We start from the raw sequence: 16,825 nt of genomic DNA on the forward strand, positions 1-16,825 counted from the left end.
ACGGGCCGCCGTCCTTGCAGGGAGGGCATGCATGAGCATCGGAGAACGGCAGTCGAGTCGGCGCGGTCTGCCATGGCAGGCACGGAGCGGTGAGGCGGCCGGCGCCTTCCGCAGGGCGGGAAGAATCCGTACCGGCACGGCGGTCGCCAGAGGCAGAATCGCGGCGGTGATCGGGGCCGTCGTCCTGATCGCCACCGCGATGATCACGGGCACGGCGGGCACGGCCGCCGCTGCGGAACGGGGAGCCCGGGCCGCGACGTCCGGGTGGGCCTGCTCCGGGACGCCCGTTCCGGCCGGGTACGTCATCACCGACTACAACCGCAGCCTCTGCAACGGCCAGGGCGCCTGGTACCAGCAGCCCGTCTACGACGGCGTGTGGGCCTGCACGGGCTCGCCCATCGTGCCCGGATACGTGATCACCGACCACAACCGCAACCTCTGCAACGGCCAGGGCGCCTGGTACCACGCCCAGCCCCGCAACGGCACCTGGGCGTGCTCCGGCTCGCCCATCGTGCCCGGCTACGTCATCACCGACCACAACCGCAACCTCTGCAACGACCGCGGCGCCTGGTACCACGCACCGGCCCGCGACGGCATCTGGGCCTGCTCCGGCTCGCCCATCGTCCCCGGCTACGTCATCACCGACCACAACCGCAACCTCTGCAACGGCCAAGGCGTGTGGTACCACCAGCTCGCCCGTGAGGGCCTGTGGACCTGCTCGGGCTCACCCATCCCGTCCGGCTTCCGGACCACCAACGACAACAACCGCAACGGCTGCAACGGCCAGGGCTCGTGGTACCTCGTGCGCACCTGACGTTCCCCCAGGGGGCGGCCGGGCTCTCGTCGGCGGCCCATGTCCGGCCGCCGACCGGCCCGGTGGCCGCCGGGCGGGGGCGACTGCGCAGCGGTCGGAGGCGCGGGCTCCGCCCGCACCCCGCCCCCCATCACCTCCCCCGCCCCCGGCCCCTCAGCACGCAATCCCCGCAGTACCCCCCGCCCTCCACCCGGTAGTACAGGCAGCAGCTGTTGCGCATGAACGCGAAGCCCAGGCCCTGCTCGTGGATGAAGGTGCCCGTCCCCGCCAGGGGGCCGGTGTCCAGCAGGGAGGCCGCCAGCGGGACGGGGTCGTGAGGTGTGCCGGGGAGCGCTCCGGTGAGGACCCTCAGGGCCCCCACCAACGCGGATGCGGAGTTGCCGCGCAGGACCTTCGGCGAGATCCCGTACCCGCCTCCCCGCAGCGCCTCGTCCAGAACGTTCAGGTTCGCTTCAGCCACCGCCGTCAGGCCGTCCCCCACCGGCCCCGGCAGCGCCACCGGCTTCGGCAGGGCCAGCACCAGTGAGCCGCCCGTCGGCACCCGCCAGTGGACCCGCTCCGGTGACAGGTCCGGGACCTGCCCCGAGAGGGCCGCGGCGCCGAGCGCGAGCGACCACAGCCGGGAGGCGATGCCCAGGTGCGCGGTCGAAGCGGCCACCTTGTCCGGCCCGGTGCCGATGCGCAGCCCGACCTGGGCGACGTACCCGGCGAGCCCGTCCCCGTACAGCTCGGTCAGTGGCCGGTACCCCTCCCCCTCGCCCGCATCGGCAGTGAAGAACGGCCCGACGGCCGCGAGCGCGCGCATGATCTCTTCCACACCCAGAAGTATCCAGGCACGGGCATGCCCTCAGCCGAGGGTCCCCTCACCCGGCCACCGCCACCGGCGACGACCCGCCCGGCACGAGGATGCGGGCCTTCCCCGTCCCGTCCGCAGGAACAGCCCACACGTCCGGGGTGCCCTTGCCCATCAGCGCGTACGCCACCGTCCGCGCGTCCAGCCAGGCCGCCTGGTCGTCGACGCTGCGGGTCTCGGCGAGCGGAGTCTCCCGCATGGTCCGCAGGTCGAGTACGTGCAGCCGCCAGGGCCGGCCGGCGTCGCCGGACACCTTCTTCTTGAAGGCGATCCTCGTACCGTCGGGCGACAACGAAGGGCACTCGACGTTCTTCCGCAGCGCCTTCGCCGACCACTTCCGCACGTCCCCTTCAACGAGGTACGTCCGCCCCTTCGTGGCGACGGTCGCATAGAAGCGGTTGTCGTCGCGGGCGAAGGTGACACCCCAGTAGTTCACGTCGGGCGCATGGTGGCGACGCCCGTCCACGGACAGCGGGATCTGCTCGATCGACGTCACGAGGTACCCGGTCCGCAGGTCCAGGACGCCCGTCCGGGTCGAGAACCCTCCCCTCGCGTACGAGTCCCCGGACGCGAACACGGTCCACGACAGCATGCGCCCGGAGGCCGACACCCGGGCCCGGTTGGGAACCCCGGGCACCGTCACCCGCCGTACCTCCCGCATCCGCCGGTCCAGCACGAGCACGTGGGTCCTCGGCGCCGAGAGCCCCGGCGCCGCCCGCAGGCACACGGCGGTCCCGGCCGCGGCGTGGAACCGGTCGCACCGGGGCCCGCCACGGTGGCGCCCCGTCCGGCTCACGCCCCCGCCCACGTCCCCGTACGCCACCCGCCCCGTCCCCGCGTCGCGGAAGTACAGCGCCGGCCCGCTCAACCGGAACCCACGGTCTTCCGGCTGTTCCCGCCCGGCCGCCCCCTCCGCTCCCCGGACCACGGCCCCCACCGCCACCACGGCGAGCACGACCAGCCCGACCACGAGAGCCACGGCCCGCCCCCGTGCACCCAACGGCAGCGCAGACGCCTCCCCGCCCCCGCCCACGTCAGTGGCACCCGTACGCCGGGCTGGTGTCCTTCGCCTTGCCGTCCACCCCGATGTAACTCCAGCTGAAACCGGCGTCGTTGAAGTCCAGCTTCACCACCCCGTACCCGCCGCTGATCCGCTTCTGGCTGTTGGGCCGAACGTTCTCGATCGGATAGGGATCGGCTCCTCCCATCCCGCCCACGATCTCCGTGATGCCGTCCGCCGCGGCCCGCCCGTCGGGGTCCTGCGGCGCGAACCGCTCGTAGTGGTGGTCGTGCCCGTTCAGCACGAGGTCCGCCTTCGCCCCGTAGAGGATCTTCCACACGGGCTTGCTCACCGGGTCGTTGCCGTGTCCGCCGGAGGAGAACAGCGGGTGGTGCCAGTAAGCGGCGATGCATGTGCGGGTGTTGGCGGCGAGGTCGGCCTTCAGCCAGTCGATCTGGGCCTTCTGGTCGAAGGAGTTGGAGTCGAGGGCGATGAAGTGCCAGTTGCCCTCGTCGTAGCTGTAGTAGCTCTTCCCCTGCGGGTAGGCGAGGGCGCCGAAGTACGCCTTGTAGCCGGCGAGCGGTCCGGCGGGGTCGTACGTCTCGTGGTTGCCGGGCGTCGGGCGGGTCTTGGCCTTGAAGGTGCCCCAGGTCTTGTCGTAGTAGGCGCGGAAGTCGGCGAGCCGGGCGTCGTCGTACTGGTTGTCGCCCATCGTGAGGTAGAACTTCGGGTTGATCTGGCGGGCGAGGGCGGCCGTCTTGGGGTGGGCGCACCCGCTGTCGGAGGCGGTGCACTGGGCGGCGATGTCGCCGGCCGCGACGACGCTGAAGGCGCCGGTGGGCGGGGTGCCGCCGTCGAGGGTGCCGTAGACCTCGGCCTCGTACAGCGAGTAGCCGTAGGCGGTTCCGCGGGCGGTGCCGTACATCCGCAGGTAGCGGCCGGTCCCGGAGAGCGAAGTCCACTCGTCGGTACCGCCGTTGCCTGCGGTCTCCTGGGCCAGTGTGGTCCAGGCGGCGCCGTCGGCGGAGATCTCCAGCCGGTAGGCCTTGGCGTACGCGGCTTCCCAGCTGAGCTTCACCCGGCTGATCCGGGCGGTGGCGCCGAGGTCGACGCGGAGCCACTGCGGGTCCCGCCCCTCCTCGCTCGCCCAGCGGGTGGCGGGGTCCCCGTCGAAGGCCTTCTCCGGCCCGAAGGCGGAGGTCTCCACGGACGAGGAGGCGGCGGGCTTGCCGCGCGACACGAGCGGATCGGCCGCCGCCCCGGCCCGTGCGGAATGACTGAGGAGCAGCCCCGCGACCAGGGCCGCCACGACGACCAGCAGCAGAACCACCCGCGACGGACGCAACCCCGACGCCTGCGACAACGGAACAGATCCACGCATCCGAGAACCCCTGACCGAGAGTCTTTCAGGACGACGACACGGCCCGGATGCTAGCGAATAGGAAACTTTACTACCAGTCCCTGAACGGGATCCGGACCCTCGGAATCCTCCATCCACGCACCCGTCGGAATCCTCGTCGCCGGGTTCCCGCCCGCGCGCCCTTCAGCCTCCTGCCCGCCCCAACTCCCCCTCCGCGCTGTCCAGCAGCATCTCCAGCGCCACCGGATACGCGCTGTCCTTCATCCGCGCCGCCAGCAGCGGGGCCGTGGCCGCGATGTGGGGATAGGCCTCGGCCGGCAGATGCGCGTACGTCGTCTCCCACAGCCCCTCGTCCGCCTCCCGGGTCTCCGCGGCGAGGGCCAGCGAGCCTGCGTCCAGGGCCGCGAACGCCAGGCTCTGGTCGATGAACGCGTGGTAGATCCGCACGGCCGCCCCGTCCGGGAACCCGGCCCGGCGCAGCACGCCGAGCACCGCCTCGTCCGCGGCGATCTCGCGGGGGCGGCCGGTGACCCGGCTGGCCGTGAGGACCGCGGCCTGCGGGTGCGCGAGGTAGGCCCGGTGGATCCGCAGCCCGAGGTCCCGCAGATCGCTCCGCCAGTCCCCGCCGGGCCGCCAGCCGTCGAGCGCCCGGCCGGTCAGCTCCTCGCCGATGGCCCGGGTCAGCTCGTCCATGCCGCCGAAGTACCGGTACAGGGTGCTGGGGTCGGCGCCGAGCACCGCACCGAGGCGACGCGCGCTGAGCCCGGCGCTCCCGTGCTCGCGCAGCATCCGCAGCGCCGTCTCGACGATGAGCGCCTCCGAGAGCACCGTTCCGCTCCGCGTCGGCCGGCGCCGCCGGCGCGCAGCCTCGGACACCACGGGCTTGGCCATGGCACACCCCTTCCCCTCCGCCACGGAGGGCATTGACACCACTACACTCCGTGCGCACATGCGCCTTATGCCAACACCATTGACGTTATCGCGGCCCCGCGGGTTACATCACCCTCCAAGGCGCCCCACCGGTCACATCAGCACAAATCGTGAGGTACTCCCATGCGTGTTCTCCTCGTCGGTGCCGGCGGTGTCGGTACGGCCATCACCCGGATCGCCGCCCGCCGCTCCTTCTTCACCCGCTTCACCGTCGCCGACTACGACCTGTCCCGGGCCGAGGCCGCCGTGTCCTCGGTCGCCGGGGTCACCCCGCCGGGCGGCACGACCGCCCCCTCACCCCGCTTCGACGCCGTCCGCGTCGACGCCTCCGACGAGCCCGCGGTGACGGCCCTCCTCGCCGAGGGCGGCTACGACGTTCTCCTGAACGCGACCGACCCCCGGTTCGTGATGCCGCTGTTCCAGGCAGCGCTCGCGGGAGGCGCGCACTACATCGACATGGCGATGTCCCTGTCGTACCCGCACCCGGAGCGGCCGTACGAGCTGACCGGGGTCAAGCTCGGCGATGCGCAGTTCGAGCGGGCGGCGGACTGGGAGAAGGCGGGCCGGCTGGCGCTGGTCGGCATGGGCGTGGAGCCGGGGCTGTCGGACGTGTTCGCCCGCTACGCGGCCGACGAGCTGTTCGACGAGATCGAGGAGGTCGGCATCCGCGACGGCGCGAACCTCACGGTCGAGGGCCACGACTTCGCCCCGTCGTTCAACATCTGGACCACCATCGAGGAGTGCCTGAACCCGCCCGTGGTCTACGAGGCGGACCGCGGCTGGTTCACCACGGAGCCGTTCAGCGAGCCCGAGGTGTTCGACTTCCCCGAGGGCATCGGGCCGGTGGAGTGCGTGAACGTCGAGCACGAGGAGGTCCTGCTGGTGCCGCGCTGGGTGGACGCCCGGCGGGTCACGTTCAAGTACGGCCTGGGCGCCGACTTCATCGACAAGCTCAAGACCCTGCACGCGCTGGGCCTGGACCGTACGGAGCCGGTGACGGTCCGCACCGGTGAGGGCCCGGCCCGGGTGGCGCCGCGCGACCTGGTGGCGGCGGCGCTCCCGGACCCGGCCACGCTCGGCGACCGGATGACCGGCAAGACGTGCGCCGGCACCTGGGTGAAGGGCGTCAAGGACGGCCGGGCGCGCGAGGTGTACCTGTACCACGTGGTCGACAACCAGTGGTCGATGGCCGAGTACGGCTCCCAGGCGGTGGTCTGGCAGACGGCGGTGAACCCGGTGGTCGCCCTGGAGCTACTCGCCGACGGCCGCTGGGGCGGCGCGGGCGTGCTCGGCCCGGAGGCACTCCCGCCCCGCCCCTTCCTCGACCTGCTCACGGCGTACGGGTCGCCGTGGGGAATGCGCGAGCAGTAGACGCCGGGCGGCTACCGCGCCCCGGACCCGCCCGGCCCGCCCGGTCCGCCGGGTCCGCCCGCCGGCGGGAACGGGATCTCGGCGAGCACCGGGATCAGGGACTCCTCCTCGTAGTCCAGGTGGGCGGTCAACTCCCTGGCCATCCGGTCGAGATCGGCGAGGAACGGCTCCGCTTCGCTCTCCGCGATGCCCCCGAGCAGGGCCAGCAGCTCCGCCTTGATCCGGGCGACCGTCCGGTGCTCCTCCCGCAACCGGGCGAGCGGCGCCGCGAGATGGGCGTACTGCGCCTCCAGCGCGGGGAAGACGTGTGCGTCCTCCGCGGTGTGGTGGAACTCCAGCGACTCGCAGAAGGCCAGGCAGTGCTGGCGCAGTTGGAGTCCGAGACCCGGCGCGGGCGGGGCGCCCTTCCCCCGGTGCGCGGCGCGCGCGGCGAAGTGGGCCGTCGCCTCGTCCCGTACGTGCCCCAGCTGGGCCCGCAGCCAGCCGTGGATCTCGACGAGCTTCTCGGCCATGTTCGTGGCTGCGGCCTGCGCCTGCACCCCGGCGCTCTGCAGCATCACCACCGGCAGGACCCGCCGGGTCTGCCGCTGGTAGTCGCCGTAGCCGGGGGCGGTGCGTACGGCCGCGGCGAACAGCCGGGCGTGCTGCTCGCCCTCGGCGGGCACGGCGACGGCCTCGAACTCCTCGGTCCCGAGCTCGACCCGGACCATCGGGTGGGCGAGGAGGTTGTGGTACCAGGCGGGGTGCCGGTCGGCGCCGCCCGCCGAGCCGATGACGAAGAGCACGCCGCCGTCCCGTACGTAGCCGAGCGGGACGGTGTGTTCGGTGCCGGAGCGGGCTCCGACGGTGGTGAGCAGCAGCAGGTCGCCGCCTTCGAAGGGGCCTCCGACCTTTCCTCCGCCCGCGCGGAATTCTTCGATGACGCGCTGGTTGAAATCGGCGAAGGCGGGGTCGGGGGATTCAGTGGACACGGAAGAGGACATGACGGTGGAAGTCTCCGGACTCGTGTGAGGAATGGCGCCGGCACGTCCGGACGGACGCGCGCACGGCGGCAGATGAGAATGAAGCGGGACGGCACGGCGCTCCAAGACGCTCGTGCCGTGCACGCTGGATGTCGTACGCGCCGAATGCCGCGGGCTTCGCGGCTACGGGCAGCGCAGCAAGGCGGTTGCACCACAAGGCAACCGGGCGGCTACGCGGCTAGGCGGAGTGAGTACTCATGACATCGCCCCCTGTGTGAAAGGTGCTTGCCCGACGACCGGCCGGCCCACTGCTCTTTGGCCGGTGCCACACAGCACCTTTCCCCATACAACCCTCAACGGCCCGGCGTGTCAACGCCGGTTCTCCCGGGCCCCGGTCACCCCGGGGCCGGGCTCACTCCCCGTCGTACGCCTTCTGCAGTGCGGCGATGTCGAACTTGACCATCTTCAGCATGGCGGCGGTCGTGCGGGCGGCCCGCTCCGGGTCCTCGTCGCCGATCAGGTCGACGACGATGCCGGGCACGACCTGCCAGGACACTCCGTACTTGTCCTTGAGCCAGCCGCAGGCCACCCCCTGACCGCCGTCCGCGGTGAGCCGGTCCCAGTAGTGGTCGACCTCCTCCTGGTCGGCGCAGTGGATCTGGAACGAGACGGCTTCGTTGAACGTGAACTCGGGTCCGCCGTTGATCGCGACGAACTTCTGGCCGTTGAGCGTGAATTCCACGGCGAGTACCGAACCGGCCGGTCCCGGACCCGCTTCCGTGTAGCGGCCGATCCGGCCCAGCCGGGAATTCTCGAAGATCGACAGATAGTGGGCGGCGGCTTCCTCGGCCTGCCCGTCGAACCACAGACAGGTGGTGAATCCGTCACCGGAATTCCCGAGGGTCATGATTCTCTCCTTCGCATCGTTCGCATCGTTCCTGTAGCGGTCTTATCGGGATGGACCGCCCGGCGGCCGGAAACACGTCCGCACCCACTCGTATGGCCCCGCCGCTGCTCACATACCGGACGGCGGGCTCCGCATTCAGGGTCGATTTCCGGCCGGGCGGTGAATTGGAGAGGATGGGGCCCATGACCGAGATCTACACCCCCCGTCTCCTGCTCCGCCGCTGGCGCGAGGAGGACGTGACCGCCATGGCCGAGATCCACGCCGACCCCGCAGTCATGCGCTGGATCCGCGACGGTTCCGTCCTGGACGTGGACCGGACCGCGGAGGCGATCGAGCGGTGGGAGGAGGAGTGGGACGACGAAGGTTTCGGGCTGTTCGCCGTCGAGCTCCTCGGCTCGGGCGAGCTGGCCGGCTTCACCGGCCTGTCGGTGCCGCACTTCCTCCCGGAGCTGAGCCACGAGGTCGAGATCGGCTGGCGGCTCGGCCGCCCGTTCTGGGGCCAGGGCTACGCCTCCGAGGCCGCGCACGCCTCGCTGGAGTTCGCCCTGCAGGACCGCGGCCTGGAGCGCCTGGTCAGCATCTGCAACCCGCAGAACACCGCCTCCCTCAACGTCATGCGCAAGCTCGGTCTGGCCCTGGAGCGCGAGACGGTCCACCCGGAGTACGGCCACCCGCTCCTGGTGCACGGCATCGACCTCACCGAATACGCGGCCTGACCGGCCCGCCCGCACACCACCCCTCGCAGCACCCGCACCACCCACCCCCGCGTCCGACCCGCACGTCGCGCACCACCCCCACCCGCAGGAACGAGGCACGACGCATGACCATCGAGTGGCGCTACACCACCCAGCAGGGCCTGGGAGTCCTCTCGCTGGCCGGATATCTCGGCCCGGACGCGACCGGACGGTTCACCGGAGCGGTGGGCTGGGCCCTGGCCCGCGGCACCGGCCCGGTCGTCCTGGACCTGACCGAGCTGCGCGGCTGGTCCGCGGGCGGCCGCACGGCCGTCGCCGAGGCGGCGCGGCGGCTGGCCGCCGGCGGCCGGGCCCTGGAGCTGGCCGCGGTGCCGGCCGAGGGCGCGCTCGCCCCGGACGGCTCGCACCCGCCGATCCCCGTCCACCGCGACCTGGAGTCGGCCCTCGCCCGCCACGGGGACCCGTCCGGTGCCGCCCGCGAATGGCGCACGGACGCCTGGCCCACCGGCAGCTGACCCCGCCGGGCGGCCCGCCGCCTCGCCCCGCCCCGCCCCCTCACGTCCCGTCACGTCCCGTCACGTCCCGTCACGTCCCGTCACGTCCCGTCACGTCCCGTCCCGGAAAACCCTTTCGCTCCCGCCCCTCCGCCTCCTTACCCTCCCGCCATGGGCAAACCTCTTGTCGCCATCCTCAGTGGAGCCGGCATCTCCACGGATTCGGGCATCCCGGACTACCGCGGACCGAACGGCCTGTGGCGCCGTGATCCCGGCGCCGAGAAGCTGGTGACGTACGACGCGTACATGGCGGATCCCGAGGTGCGCCGCGCCTCCTGGCAGCTGCGGCGCGAGGTCGGGGCGCTGGCCGCGCAGCCGAACGCCGCGCACCGGGCGGTGGCGGCGCTGGAGCACAGCGGGGTCGCGGTCCGGGTGCTCACCCAGAACGTGGACGGACTGCACCAGCTGGCCGGCGTGTCCGAGCGCAAGGTGCTGGAGCTGCACGGCACCGCCCGTGCCGTGACCTGTACCCGGTGCCACGCCCGGTCCCCGATGGCGGAGGCGCTGGACCGGGTGGCGGCCGGCGAGGCGGATCCGGCGTGCCGGGCCTGCGGCGGGGTGCTGAAGGCGGCGGTGGTGATGTTCGGCGAGCGCTTGGACCCGGTGGTGCTGGGCCAGGCGATGGCCGTGGCGAAGGGCTGCACCGTTTTCATCGCGGTCGGTACGACCCTCCAGGTGCAGCCCGCCGCCTCGCTGGCGGGCATTGCGGCGGACGGCGGGGCGCGGCTGATCATCGTGAACGCCGATCCCACGCCGTACGACGATCAGGCCGCCGAGGTGATCCGGGAGCCGATCGGCACGGCGCTGCCGGCGCTGCTGGCCCGGCTGACAAGCGAGGCCTGATCCGCGAGGGATTCGTGGGCGGCGGCCGGCGGGGTGTCCTCCTTGGTGTCGGTGTGCCGGAAGACGGACGAGCCGACGGGGATGCCGCGCTCGGCGCCCAGCTGGGCGGCGAGTTCCTGGAGGACCACCGCTTCCAGGACCACTCGGGGTGCCTCGGCGGCACCGGGCAGCCGGACGGTGAAGAGGTGCTCGGCGGGTTCGACGCGGGCGGTGGTGATCAGCAGGGTGCAGTGGCCGGCGGCGGCGAGGGAGCGGGCGAGGGGGATCTCCCGGCCCGCGCCGATGATCACGTGCAGGGTGTTCCCGGCGGATTCCATGGAGCCGTGGAGGTAGTTCCGGGTGGCGGCGGCGGTCGCTGCCATCCGGGCGACCTCGCGCAGCAGGAGCGCGCCTTCCTCGGCGGAGGCCCGGGAGGTGCCGGCGGCGACCACGTCGGCGGCGATGCACTGCGCGGCGCGCCGGCGGAGGCCGGTGACGACGGCTGCGGCGTGGCGGCGGACGGCGTCGGTGCGGGCTGCGATGTGCGCCCAGCCGTCCTCGTGCCGGGGCCGGCCGGTGAGGGCGCCGGTGATCAGGTCGAGGGCGACGAGGGTGCCGGTGTAGCCGACGGTGGAGGCCAGCGAGTCGGGTTCGCCGCCGAGGTGCACGACGCGGTCGGCGAGCCGGCCCAGCGGTGAGGAGGCCGCGTTGACGACGGCGGTCTTCGTCTCGTCGGGTGCGCTGCGGAAGGCGGCGAGGGTCTCGGAGCTGCGCCCGCCCTGCGAGATGGCGATCAGTGCGTCGGTGTCGAAGCCGCGGGGGCCGTCACCGATCTCGCTGGCGAGCACGCGTTGGGCGAACACGCCGTGCCGGCGCAGTTGTTGGACGGGCAGGGCGAGGGCGGCGTACGAGGCTCCGATGCCGGTGAACAGGGGGCGGCGGGCGGTGCGCAGCCTGGCCATGCCGGGTTCGGCGAGGGTGCGGCGGACCCGGGCGGTGATGCGTTCCAGGGCGGCGCCCTGGCCGGCCTGGCCCTGGAGGAACGTGATGCGGGATCCGGACATGCGGTTTTCCTTTCGGCAGCGCGGACTTCGGGCAGCGGTCGGCTGTGCGTAGGGTCCGACGATGACGCAGGGCAGGTCCGGGCAGTAGGGGTGCGGGCGGTCGGGTTGGAGCATGTGCGGGGCGAGTGACACGCGAACATGCCGGGACCCGGGACCCGGCGGGCCCCGGGTCCCGGGCATCACCGGCCTCACCTGGCCGTCTTGTCCCGCGTGGGTCGCGCAGCCGTGCGCCGCGCACGCTCCCGCCCGTGCTCCCGGGCGCCGGTCCGCCCGCCGTCGCGCGGGCCGGAGCGAGCCGGAACGGGCCGGCGGGCAAGGTCCTGCCCTGCATCACCCCAAGAGAAGGAAAAGCGGGCAACCTGCGGCGCCTGATCGACATCTTCAGGACGGAACCCGAAGAAGCACAGTCCGGAGCAGTCAGAAGATGTCGTACGCACCCCACGGCGCACCTCAGGGCGCACCCCACGAGCACCGGCCCGAGGGCCGCCGCCCCCGCCGCGCTCGGCGCTGGGTGATCGCCGGCGCCGCCACGGCCGCCGTCGGCGTGATCGCCTGGCAGGTGATGGCGTACTACGAGATACCCCCGTTCACCGACAAGGGCGACCCGGTCTCGTTCGGTGCCCCGGCCGACCGGACGCACACCGGCCCCCCGAAGACGGGCGGCGGCGGGAAGCAGCCGGGGCGGAAGTCGCAGGTGCTGATGCCGACCGGGCCGGCCGCCGACTTCAAGAACTCGATGACGCTGCCGGACGGCACGCACGTGGCGGTGACCACGTTCGACGGCAAGAAGTCCGGTTTCAAGGGCAAGGTGTGGGTCTGGGCACCGAAGGAGTACGGCGAGAAGGAGTTCGCGAACAGCGGCTTCCCGGTGATGATCGCCCTGCCCGGCGGCCCCGGCTTCCCGAGCAACTACTGGATGGGCACCGACCTGGGCCTCCAGACGAGCATCTCCCGGTGGTACTCGGAGGGGAAGAGCAAGCCGTTCCTGCTCGCGATGCCGGTGCTCAACCCGGCGCCCGACGACAACGGCATCTACTGGGATGGCTCGGACATCCCCGGTCAGCCGAAGATGGGCACCTGGCTGACCGAGGACGTCCCGGACCTGATGCGGGAGAACTTCCGCACCATCGACTCGCGTGACGGGTGGGCCTTCATGGGCTCCTCCACGGGCGGGTTCGCGGGCCTGAAGGCGGTGCTGAAGCACCCGGACAAGTTCAAGGCCGTGATCGCCTCCGGCCCGGACATCGTCCCGGACTCCCCGCTGTGGAAGGGCCACGAGCAGGAGAAGGCGGCGAACAACCCGGAGCTGCTGGCCAAGGAGCTGATCGCCCGCAAGGGCCCGGACGTCTACCTCGCCTTCCAGGTCGGCACCAACGAGAGCAATGCGAACACCCTGCCGAACGTGAAGAAGTTCATCGCCACCTACGGCAAGGGCCCGGTCCACACCCACCTGAACGTGATCCAGGGCGGCCGGCACAACGCGAAGACGTACGTGCCCGCGATGGGCGAGGGCTCCATCCAGTGGATCAGCAGGCACATGGCGGGCCCGGTCTCCGACTGACCCCGCCCAGCGGTCCGGGTGCGTGCGGGGCGTGTGCCCGTACCCGGGCCGGTCAGACGAGCACGTCGTCCGCGCCGGAGGCGGTGCCGGCCGGCGGGCGGGTCGTGCCGGCCGGTCCCTGGCCGGACCGCCGGCCCCGCACCGGGGCCGCGTCGAAGCGGTACGGGCGCTCCGCGGAGTCCCAGGCCGGCCAGCCGGGGTCGCCGTCGGTGGCGAACCGCACCCAGGCCGCGTGCATCCGGTCCGCGAGCTCCTGCGGCGCCTCCGGCCCGGCCAGCCAGGACGACTCGGGCACGTCCAGGGTGTCGAAGACGAACCCGAGCTCCAGGGCGTGGCAGGCGCCCATGCCCTCGACGCCGGACGTCCAGGCGAACTCGTACACGTGGCAGGGCGTCCCGGTCCGGGAGCGGGCCAGCTCGCGCAGCGGATCACGCAGCAGGTGGTCGGTGAGCAGCTGCCCGATCACGTCGCCGGCTCCCTCGCCGGGCTGGGCCGCGCGCCGCGCGCGCACCTCGGCGAGGCTGCGGCCGGAGCGCAACATCCCGAACCCGAGGGTGAGCGGGCCCAGCCGGTTCAGGCGGGGCAGCAGCCCGGTGGGCGCCAGCCAGAGCCGGTACTCCTCGGTGGTCCAGCCCAGCAGAAGCGGGATCCCCTCGGCGGCCCGGCCGGCCGCCAGCGCGGTCCGCGGGTCCTCCGGGAGCACGTCGCCGTCGACGACGATGCCGAAGGCCGGGCCGCCGATCAGCGGGCCGGAGCGGCGCAGGGCGGCGGCCTGGGCGGCGAGCACGGCGCCGCGGTCGGCGGCGGCGAAGGCGGCGGCGGTGGCGGGCACCTTCAGGCTGCCGGCCATCCGGCGGACCATGGCGCGGACGGTGTCGCGGGGCAGTGCCTCGGGGGCGCCGCTCTGCAGGACCGCGCGGGCGTAGAGGCCCCGGGCGCGGGGGGCGGCCAGCAGGGCGCCGATGCTGATGGCGCCGGCCGATTCGCCGAACAGGGTGACGCGGGCGGGGTCGCCGCCGAAGGCCGCGATGTTGTCGCGGACCCATTCGAGGGCGGCGATCTGGTCGCGCAGGCCGCGGTTCTGGGGTGCGTCCGGGAAGACGCCGAAGCCCTCGACGCCCAGCCGGTAGTTCACGGTGACCAGCACGACCCCGTCGCGGGCGAAGGCCCGGCCGTTGTAGACGGGCACCGCGGAGGAGCCTCGGGTGAAGGCGCCGCCGTGGATCCACACCATGACCGGCAGCCGGGCGCCGCGGTCCGGGGCGGGGGTCCACACGTTCAGGTTGAGGCAGCCGTCGCCGGGCACGGACGGGTCGGGCAGCAGGCCGTCGTACGGCGGGGTGTGCGGGACCTTGGGCGCGGTGGGTCCGTAGACGGCGGTCTCGCGGATGACCTCCCAGGGCTTGGGCGGTACGGGTGCGGCGAAGCGCAAGGGGCCGAACGGGGGAGCCGCGTACGGGATGCCGCGGAAGACGGCGATGCCGTCCTCGGTGCGGCCCCGGACCCGGCCGTGGGTGGTCGTGACCTCGGGCTGCGCGTTCTCCATAGGACACTCCCTGCTCTCCTGCGTACTGCCGTGCCGCCCATCCCAGCATCCCGCGGCCGGTGCCGCCAGTTGCCCCAACGGGTGACGTGGCGTGACCTGCGTCCGGACGGGTGGTTGAGCCAAGGGCGGCCGGGTGCCGGTCCGCCGTCGGCAGCGCCGATCCCCCGATCCCACGGACACCGCGAGGCTTCCATGCGTTTCCACACCACCCTCCTGCTGGCTGCGGCGGCCGCCGCGGCGGGCGCCGCTCCGGCCCATGCCGCCGGTCCGGAGTTCCAGTACCTGGGGACCGACGACAAGGTCCACGTCGTGCGGACGACCGAGGGCTGCGTGCCCGCATCGGGCGGCGCGGGGCAGGGCGTGGTGAACCGGACGGGGCGGCCGGCGGTGCTGTACGCGACGCCGGACTGCAGCGGTTCGCCGGTCGCGGTGGTGGCCGCCGGGGGCAGCCGGATCGTGCCCGGTTTCGGCTCGGTGGAATTCCCCGTCACCAGGTAGGACCAGCGGCCGTGACCATGAGGCCGCGGCTGCGTTGTATGCCATGTCAACGCCGCGGGTTCCCCGCGGTTCTTCAGCTCTCAAGGAGATACTCGATGTCGCGTATCGCGAAGGCGGCGGCCGTCACCGCTGCCGCCGGTAGTGTTCTGGCCGCCGGCGCCGGTCTGGCCGTTGCCGATGCCGGAGCGCACGGCGCTGCGATCGGCTCCCCCGGCGTCGGCTCGGGCAACGTCGTTCAGGTCCCGGTCCACGTCCCGGTGAACGTGTGTGGCAACGCGATCAGCGTGATCGGCCTCCTGAACCCGGCCTTCGGCAACAACTGCGCCAACGTCTCGGACCACGACGAGAAGGCCGCCTACGGCGACTGATCGCCGGCTGACGGATCACGTCGTACGGCCCCCCTCCGCAGCCTGCGGAGGGGGGCCGTTCCGTCTGCGCCGCGGGCGGGGGCCGCGGGCGGTCAGACCTCGTACCGGTAGATGCCCTTGTGGCTCATGAGCTGGGCGGGGGTGACGTTCCACGGGGGCATCGGGTCGTCCCGGGTCAGCACGCGGCCGCGCTGGCGGTCCCAGCGGTCGAGCGGGGCGGCGGGCAGGTAGCCGGAGCCCGGGTGGCGGGCCTGCCAGCGGTCCCAGATCAGGTCCACGAAGGCGTGGTGCAGCCAGAACACGGGGTCGTTGGGGGCGGTGCCGCCGGTCATGTGGCCGCCGATCCACTGGTGGACCTTGTTGTGGTTGCTCCACCGCTCGGCGCCGTTGCGGGCCCAGCCCTCCAGCTTGTTGCGGAAGCTGCCGGAGGCCCGGGAGTCCCACGGGGAGACGTCGTACGCCGGCTCGTCGATCGCCCACTTCAGCTCTTCGGCCGTGGGCAGGGTGATCGGCTTGTGCGGGCGGCCGAGGTTGCGGGTCAGGTAGCGGGCCTCGGTGACGCCGACGGTGATCTCCCAGTTGCCGCGGTCGTGGGCGAACGGGCCGGTGTCGACCTTGCGGTCGGGTCCGCGTCCGGTGCCGCCCATGAAGTCCTCGCCCCACAGGGAGGAGGCGGGGCTGCGGTCGGTGGTCCAGTCCCAGTACGGGACGGACACGGTGGGGTCCAGGTCCCGGAGGGCCCGCTCGAAGTCGAGCAGGTAGCGGCGGTGCCAGGGGAAGAACGACGGGGACATGTGTCCCACCCGCAGGCCGTCTTCGTCGTCCGGCACGAAGTACCGGTCGTGGGTGCGGACGAACTCGTCGTAGGTGCCGTTGCGCTTGAGTTCCAGGACGGCGGCGACGAAGCGTTTGCGCTGGGCGCTCGTGAGGTTCTTCTGGTTCTGGCGGGTGTACACGCGGGCGGTTCCCCTTGCGGCCGTGGTGTCGGGTGGCGGCTGTGTTCAGCCGTGGTGGGCGGGTGCGGCGGCGAGGCGGACGGATCCGAGCTCGTCGACGGCGGCGCGCGCGAGGTCCAGCGGGCTGTCGAAGGACTCGAAGTGGTTGACCCCGCTGAGGTAGCTGCCGTCGGCGCGGCGCATGACGTGCAGGGGCCGGCCGTCGATCCGTACGTCGAGCCCGCCGCGGGAGCCGTCGGCGGCCGGGGCGGCGCTGATGTGCCGGCCCCGGTAGGTCTCCTCGAAGAGCGGGGCGGGCCGCGGGCCGGGGGTGGCGGCGGGCGCCACGGTGCGCCGCGAGCGGAACACGGGCGCGAGGGCCGCCGCGGTGGCCGAGACCACGCCAGCCGTGAACACGGTGCGCAGCACCGCGCGGCGGGTGAGTACGGCCGCGGCGGTGCGCGGGTTGCACCGGGTGGGGTACGGGCGCATGGGTTCTCCTCGGGTCGCGTCGTTGACCGCCTCTGGCGGTCTAACGCGGCGGTGGACCCGAGGTCACCGGCCGGCGGTCCCGGGCGCAGCCGG

The 16,825-nt window shown here is 72.9% G+C and carries 18 protein-coding genes; 8 read left to right on the plus strand and 10 right to left on the minus strand.

All coding sequences use genetic code 11. The features are described from left to right. Positions 1–166 precede the first annotated feature (166 nt). Positions 167–814 (plus strand): hypothetical protein, encoded by a 648-nt coding sequence (locus LG634_RS05025; protein WP_226732382.1) that lies wholly within the window; start codon positions 167–169, stop codon positions 812–814. A 130-nt stretch (positions 815–944) separates the two neighbouring features. Here the strand turns inward: LG634_RS05025 and LG634_RS05030 are convergent, their stop codons facing one another. The 4 genes from LG634_RS05030 to LG634_RS05045 all read right to left on the minus strand — a co-directional run bounded on the left by LG634_RS05030 (position 945) and on the right by LG634_RS05045 (position 4,918). After that, positions 945–1,631 (minus strand): (2Fe-2S)-binding protein, encoded by a 687-nt coding sequence (locus tag LG634_RS05030; protein ID WP_226732383.1) that lies wholly within the window; start codon positions 1,629–1,631, stop codon positions 945–947. A gap of 46 nt (positions 1,632–1,677) precedes the next feature. Then, on the minus strand, positions 1,678–2,646 hold the full coding sequence (locus tag LG634_RS05035; protein ID WP_308072288.1) for a TolB family protein: 969 nt from the start codon (positions 2,644–2,646) through the stop codon (positions 1,678–1,680). Positions 2,647–2,701: 55 nt separating this feature from the next. Then, positions 2,702–4,048, minus strand: coding sequence for a discoidin domain-containing protein (locus LG634_RS05040; protein WP_226732384.1), 1,347 nt, complete (start codon positions 4,046–4,048; stop codon positions 2,702–2,704). A 162-nt stretch (positions 4,049–4,210) separates the two neighbouring features. Continuing rightward, positions 4,211–4,918, minus strand: coding sequence for a TetR/AcrR family transcriptional regulator (locus tag LG634_RS05045; protein ID WP_226732385.1), 708 nt, complete (start codon positions 4,916–4,918; stop codon positions 4,211–4,213). Between the two features lie 162 nt (positions 4,919–5,080). Between LG634_RS05045 and LG634_RS05050 the strand changes: the two genes are divergently transcribed. After that, positions 5,081–6,328 (plus strand): saccharopine dehydrogenase family protein, encoded by a 1,248-nt coding sequence (locus LG634_RS05050; protein WP_226732386.1) that lies wholly within the window; start codon positions 5,081–5,083, stop codon positions 6,326–6,328. 11 nt (positions 6,329–6,339) lie between these two features. Here LG634_RS05050 and LG634_RS05055 read toward each other — a convergent pair whose 3' ends face one another. Further along, positions 6,340–7,299 carry a nitroreductase/quinone reductase family protein gene (locus LG634_RS05055; RefSeq protein WP_226732387.1) on the minus strand — a complete coding sequence of 320 codons (960 nt, stop codon included), beginning with the start codon at positions 7,297–7,299 and terminating at the stop codon, positions 6,340–6,342. A gap of 403 nt (positions 7,300–7,702) precedes the next feature. Then, positions 7,703–8,197 carry a VOC family protein gene (locus LG634_RS05060; protein WP_226732388.1) on the minus strand — a complete coding sequence of 165 codons (495 nt, stop codon included), beginning with the start codon at positions 8,195–8,197 and terminating at the stop codon, positions 7,703–7,705. Between the two features lie 182 nt (positions 8,198–8,379). Between LG634_RS05060 and LG634_RS05065 the strand changes: the two genes are divergently transcribed. The 3 genes from LG634_RS05065 to LG634_RS05075 all read left to right on the plus strand — a co-directional run bounded on the left by LG634_RS05065 (position 8,380) and on the right by LG634_RS05075 (position 10,289). Further along, entirely contained in the window at positions 8,380–8,913 is a 534-nt protein-coding gene (locus LG634_RS05065) for a GNAT family N-acetyltransferase (protein WP_226732389.1), read from the plus strand. A gap of 104 nt (positions 8,914–9,017) precedes the next feature. Next, positions 9,018–9,407 (plus strand): STAS domain-containing protein, encoded by a 390-nt coding sequence (locus LG634_RS05070; protein ID WP_226732390.1) that lies wholly within the window; start codon positions 9,018–9,020, stop codon positions 9,405–9,407. 150 nt (positions 9,408–9,557) lie between these two features. Next, on the plus strand, positions 9,558–10,289 hold the full coding sequence (locus LG634_RS05075) for an SIR2 family NAD-dependent protein deacylase (RefSeq protein WP_226732391.1): 732 nt from the start codon (positions 9,558–9,560) through the stop codon (positions 10,287–10,289). On the opposite strand, the gene LG634_RS05080 is transcribed toward LG634_RS05075, so the two are convergent. Then, positions 10,211–11,332: an SIS domain-containing protein gene (locus LG634_RS05080; RefSeq protein ID WP_226732392.1), complete on the minus strand. Its 1,122-nt coding sequence runs from the start codon at positions 11,330–11,332 to the stop codon at positions 10,211–10,213. The genes LG634_RS05075 and LG634_RS05080 overlap by 79 nt on opposite strands. A 424-nt stretch (positions 11,333–11,756) precedes the next feature. Here LG634_RS05080 and LG634_RS05085 point away from each other — a divergent pair, with 424 nt between their 5' ends. After that, the gene (locus LG634_RS05085; RefSeq protein WP_226732393.1) at positions 11,757–12,893 is read left to right on the plus strand and encodes an alpha/beta hydrolase; all 1,137 of its coding nucleotides are present in this window, start codon (positions 11,757–11,759) and stop codon (positions 12,891–12,893) included. A 52-nt stretch (positions 12,894–12,945) separates the two neighbouring features. On the opposite strand, the gene LG634_RS05090 is transcribed toward LG634_RS05085, so the two are convergent. Further along, on the minus strand, positions 12,946–14,439 hold the full coding sequence (locus LG634_RS05090) for a carboxylesterase/lipase family protein (RefSeq protein ID WP_226732394.1): 1,494 nt from the start codon (positions 14,437–14,439) through the stop codon (positions 12,946–12,948). 192 nt (positions 14,440–14,631) lie between these two features. Between LG634_RS05090 and LG634_RS05095 the strand changes: the two genes are divergently transcribed. Continuing rightward, complete coding sequence (locus LG634_RS05095) at positions 14,632–14,937, plus strand: hypothetical protein (protein WP_226732395.1); 306 nt, start codon at positions 14,632–14,634, stop codon at positions 14,935–14,937. A gap of 95 nt (positions 14,938–15,032) precedes the next feature. Then, complete coding sequence (locus LG634_RS05100) at positions 15,033–15,305, plus strand: chaplin (protein WP_226732396.1); 273 nt, start codon at positions 15,033–15,035, stop codon at positions 15,303–15,305. 92 nt (positions 15,306–15,397) lie between these two features. Here the strand turns inward: LG634_RS05100 and LG634_RS05105 are convergent, their stop codons facing one another. Both LG634_RS05105 and LG634_RS05110 read right to left on the minus strand, forming a co-directional pair. Then, on the minus strand, positions 15,398–16,261 hold the full coding sequence (locus LG634_RS05105; RefSeq protein WP_226732397.1) for a tyrosinase family protein: 864 nt from the start codon (positions 16,259–16,261) through the stop codon (positions 15,398–15,400). A 45-nt stretch (positions 16,262–16,306) separates the two neighbouring features. Continuing rightward, a complete protein-coding gene (locus LG634_RS05110; protein WP_226732398.1) occupies positions 16,307–16,732 on the minus strand; it encodes a tyrosinase family oxidase copper chaperone in 426 nt (141 codons plus the stop codon). Positions 16,733–16,825 lie beyond the last annotated feature (93 nt).

It is taken from the genome of Streptomyces bambusae, from assembly GCF_020532645.1.
GTDB classification, from domain to species: Bacteria; Actinomycetota; Actinomycetes; order Streptomycetales; family Streptomycetaceae; genus Streptomyces; species Streptomyces bambusae.

Coding starts and splice junctions, on each gene's coding strand:
- LG634_RS05040 (WP_226732384.1), bottom strand. CDS start 4,048: ATGCGTGGATCTGTTCCGTTGTCGCAGGCGTCGGGGTTGCGTCCGTCG.
- LG634_RS05045 (WP_226732385.1), bottom strand. CDS start 4,918: ATGGCCAAGCCCGTGGTGTCCGAGGCTGCGCGCCGGCGGCGCCGGCCG.
- LG634_RS05050 (WP_226732386.1), top strand. CDS start 5,081: ATGCGTGTTCTCCTCGTCGGTGCCGGCGGTGTCGGTACGGCCATCACC.
- LG634_RS05060 (WP_226732388.1), bottom strand. CDS start 8,197: ATGACCCTCGGGAATTCCGGTGACGGATTCACCACCTGTCTGTGGTTC.
- LG634_RS05065 (WP_226732389.1), top strand. CDS start 8,380: ATGACCGAGATCTACACCCCCCGTCTCCTGCTCCGCCGCTGGCGCGAG.
- LG634_RS05070 (WP_226732390.1), top strand. CDS start 9,018: ATGACCATCGAGTGGCGCTACACCACCCAGCAGGGCCTGGGAGTCCTC.
- LG634_RS05075 (WP_226732391.1), top strand. CDS start 9,558: ATGGGCAAACCTCTTGTCGCCATCCTCAGTGGAGCCGGCATCTCCACG.
- LG634_RS05080 (WP_226732392.1), bottom strand. CDS start 11,332: ATGTCCGGATCCCGCATCACGTTCCTCCAGGGCCAGGCCGGCCAGGGC.
- LG634_RS05085 (WP_226732393.1), top strand. CDS start 11,757: ATGTCGTACGCACCCCACGGCGCACCTCAGGGCGCACCCCACGAGCAC.
- LG634_RS05090 (WP_226732394.1), bottom strand. CDS start 14,439: ATGGAGAACGCGCAGCCCGAGGTCACGACCACCCACGGCCGGGTCCGG.
- LG634_RS05095 (WP_226732395.1), top strand. CDS start 14,632: ATGCGTTTCCACACCACCCTCCTGCTGGCTGCGGCGGCCGCCGCGGCG.
- LG634_RS05100 (WP_226732396.1), top strand. CDS start 15,033: ATGTCGCGTATCGCGAAGGCGGCGGCCGTCACCGCTGCCGCCGGTAGT.
- LG634_RS05110 (WP_226732398.1), bottom strand. CDS start 16,732: ATGCGCCCGTACCCCACCCGGTGCAACCCGCGCACCGCCGCGGCCGTA.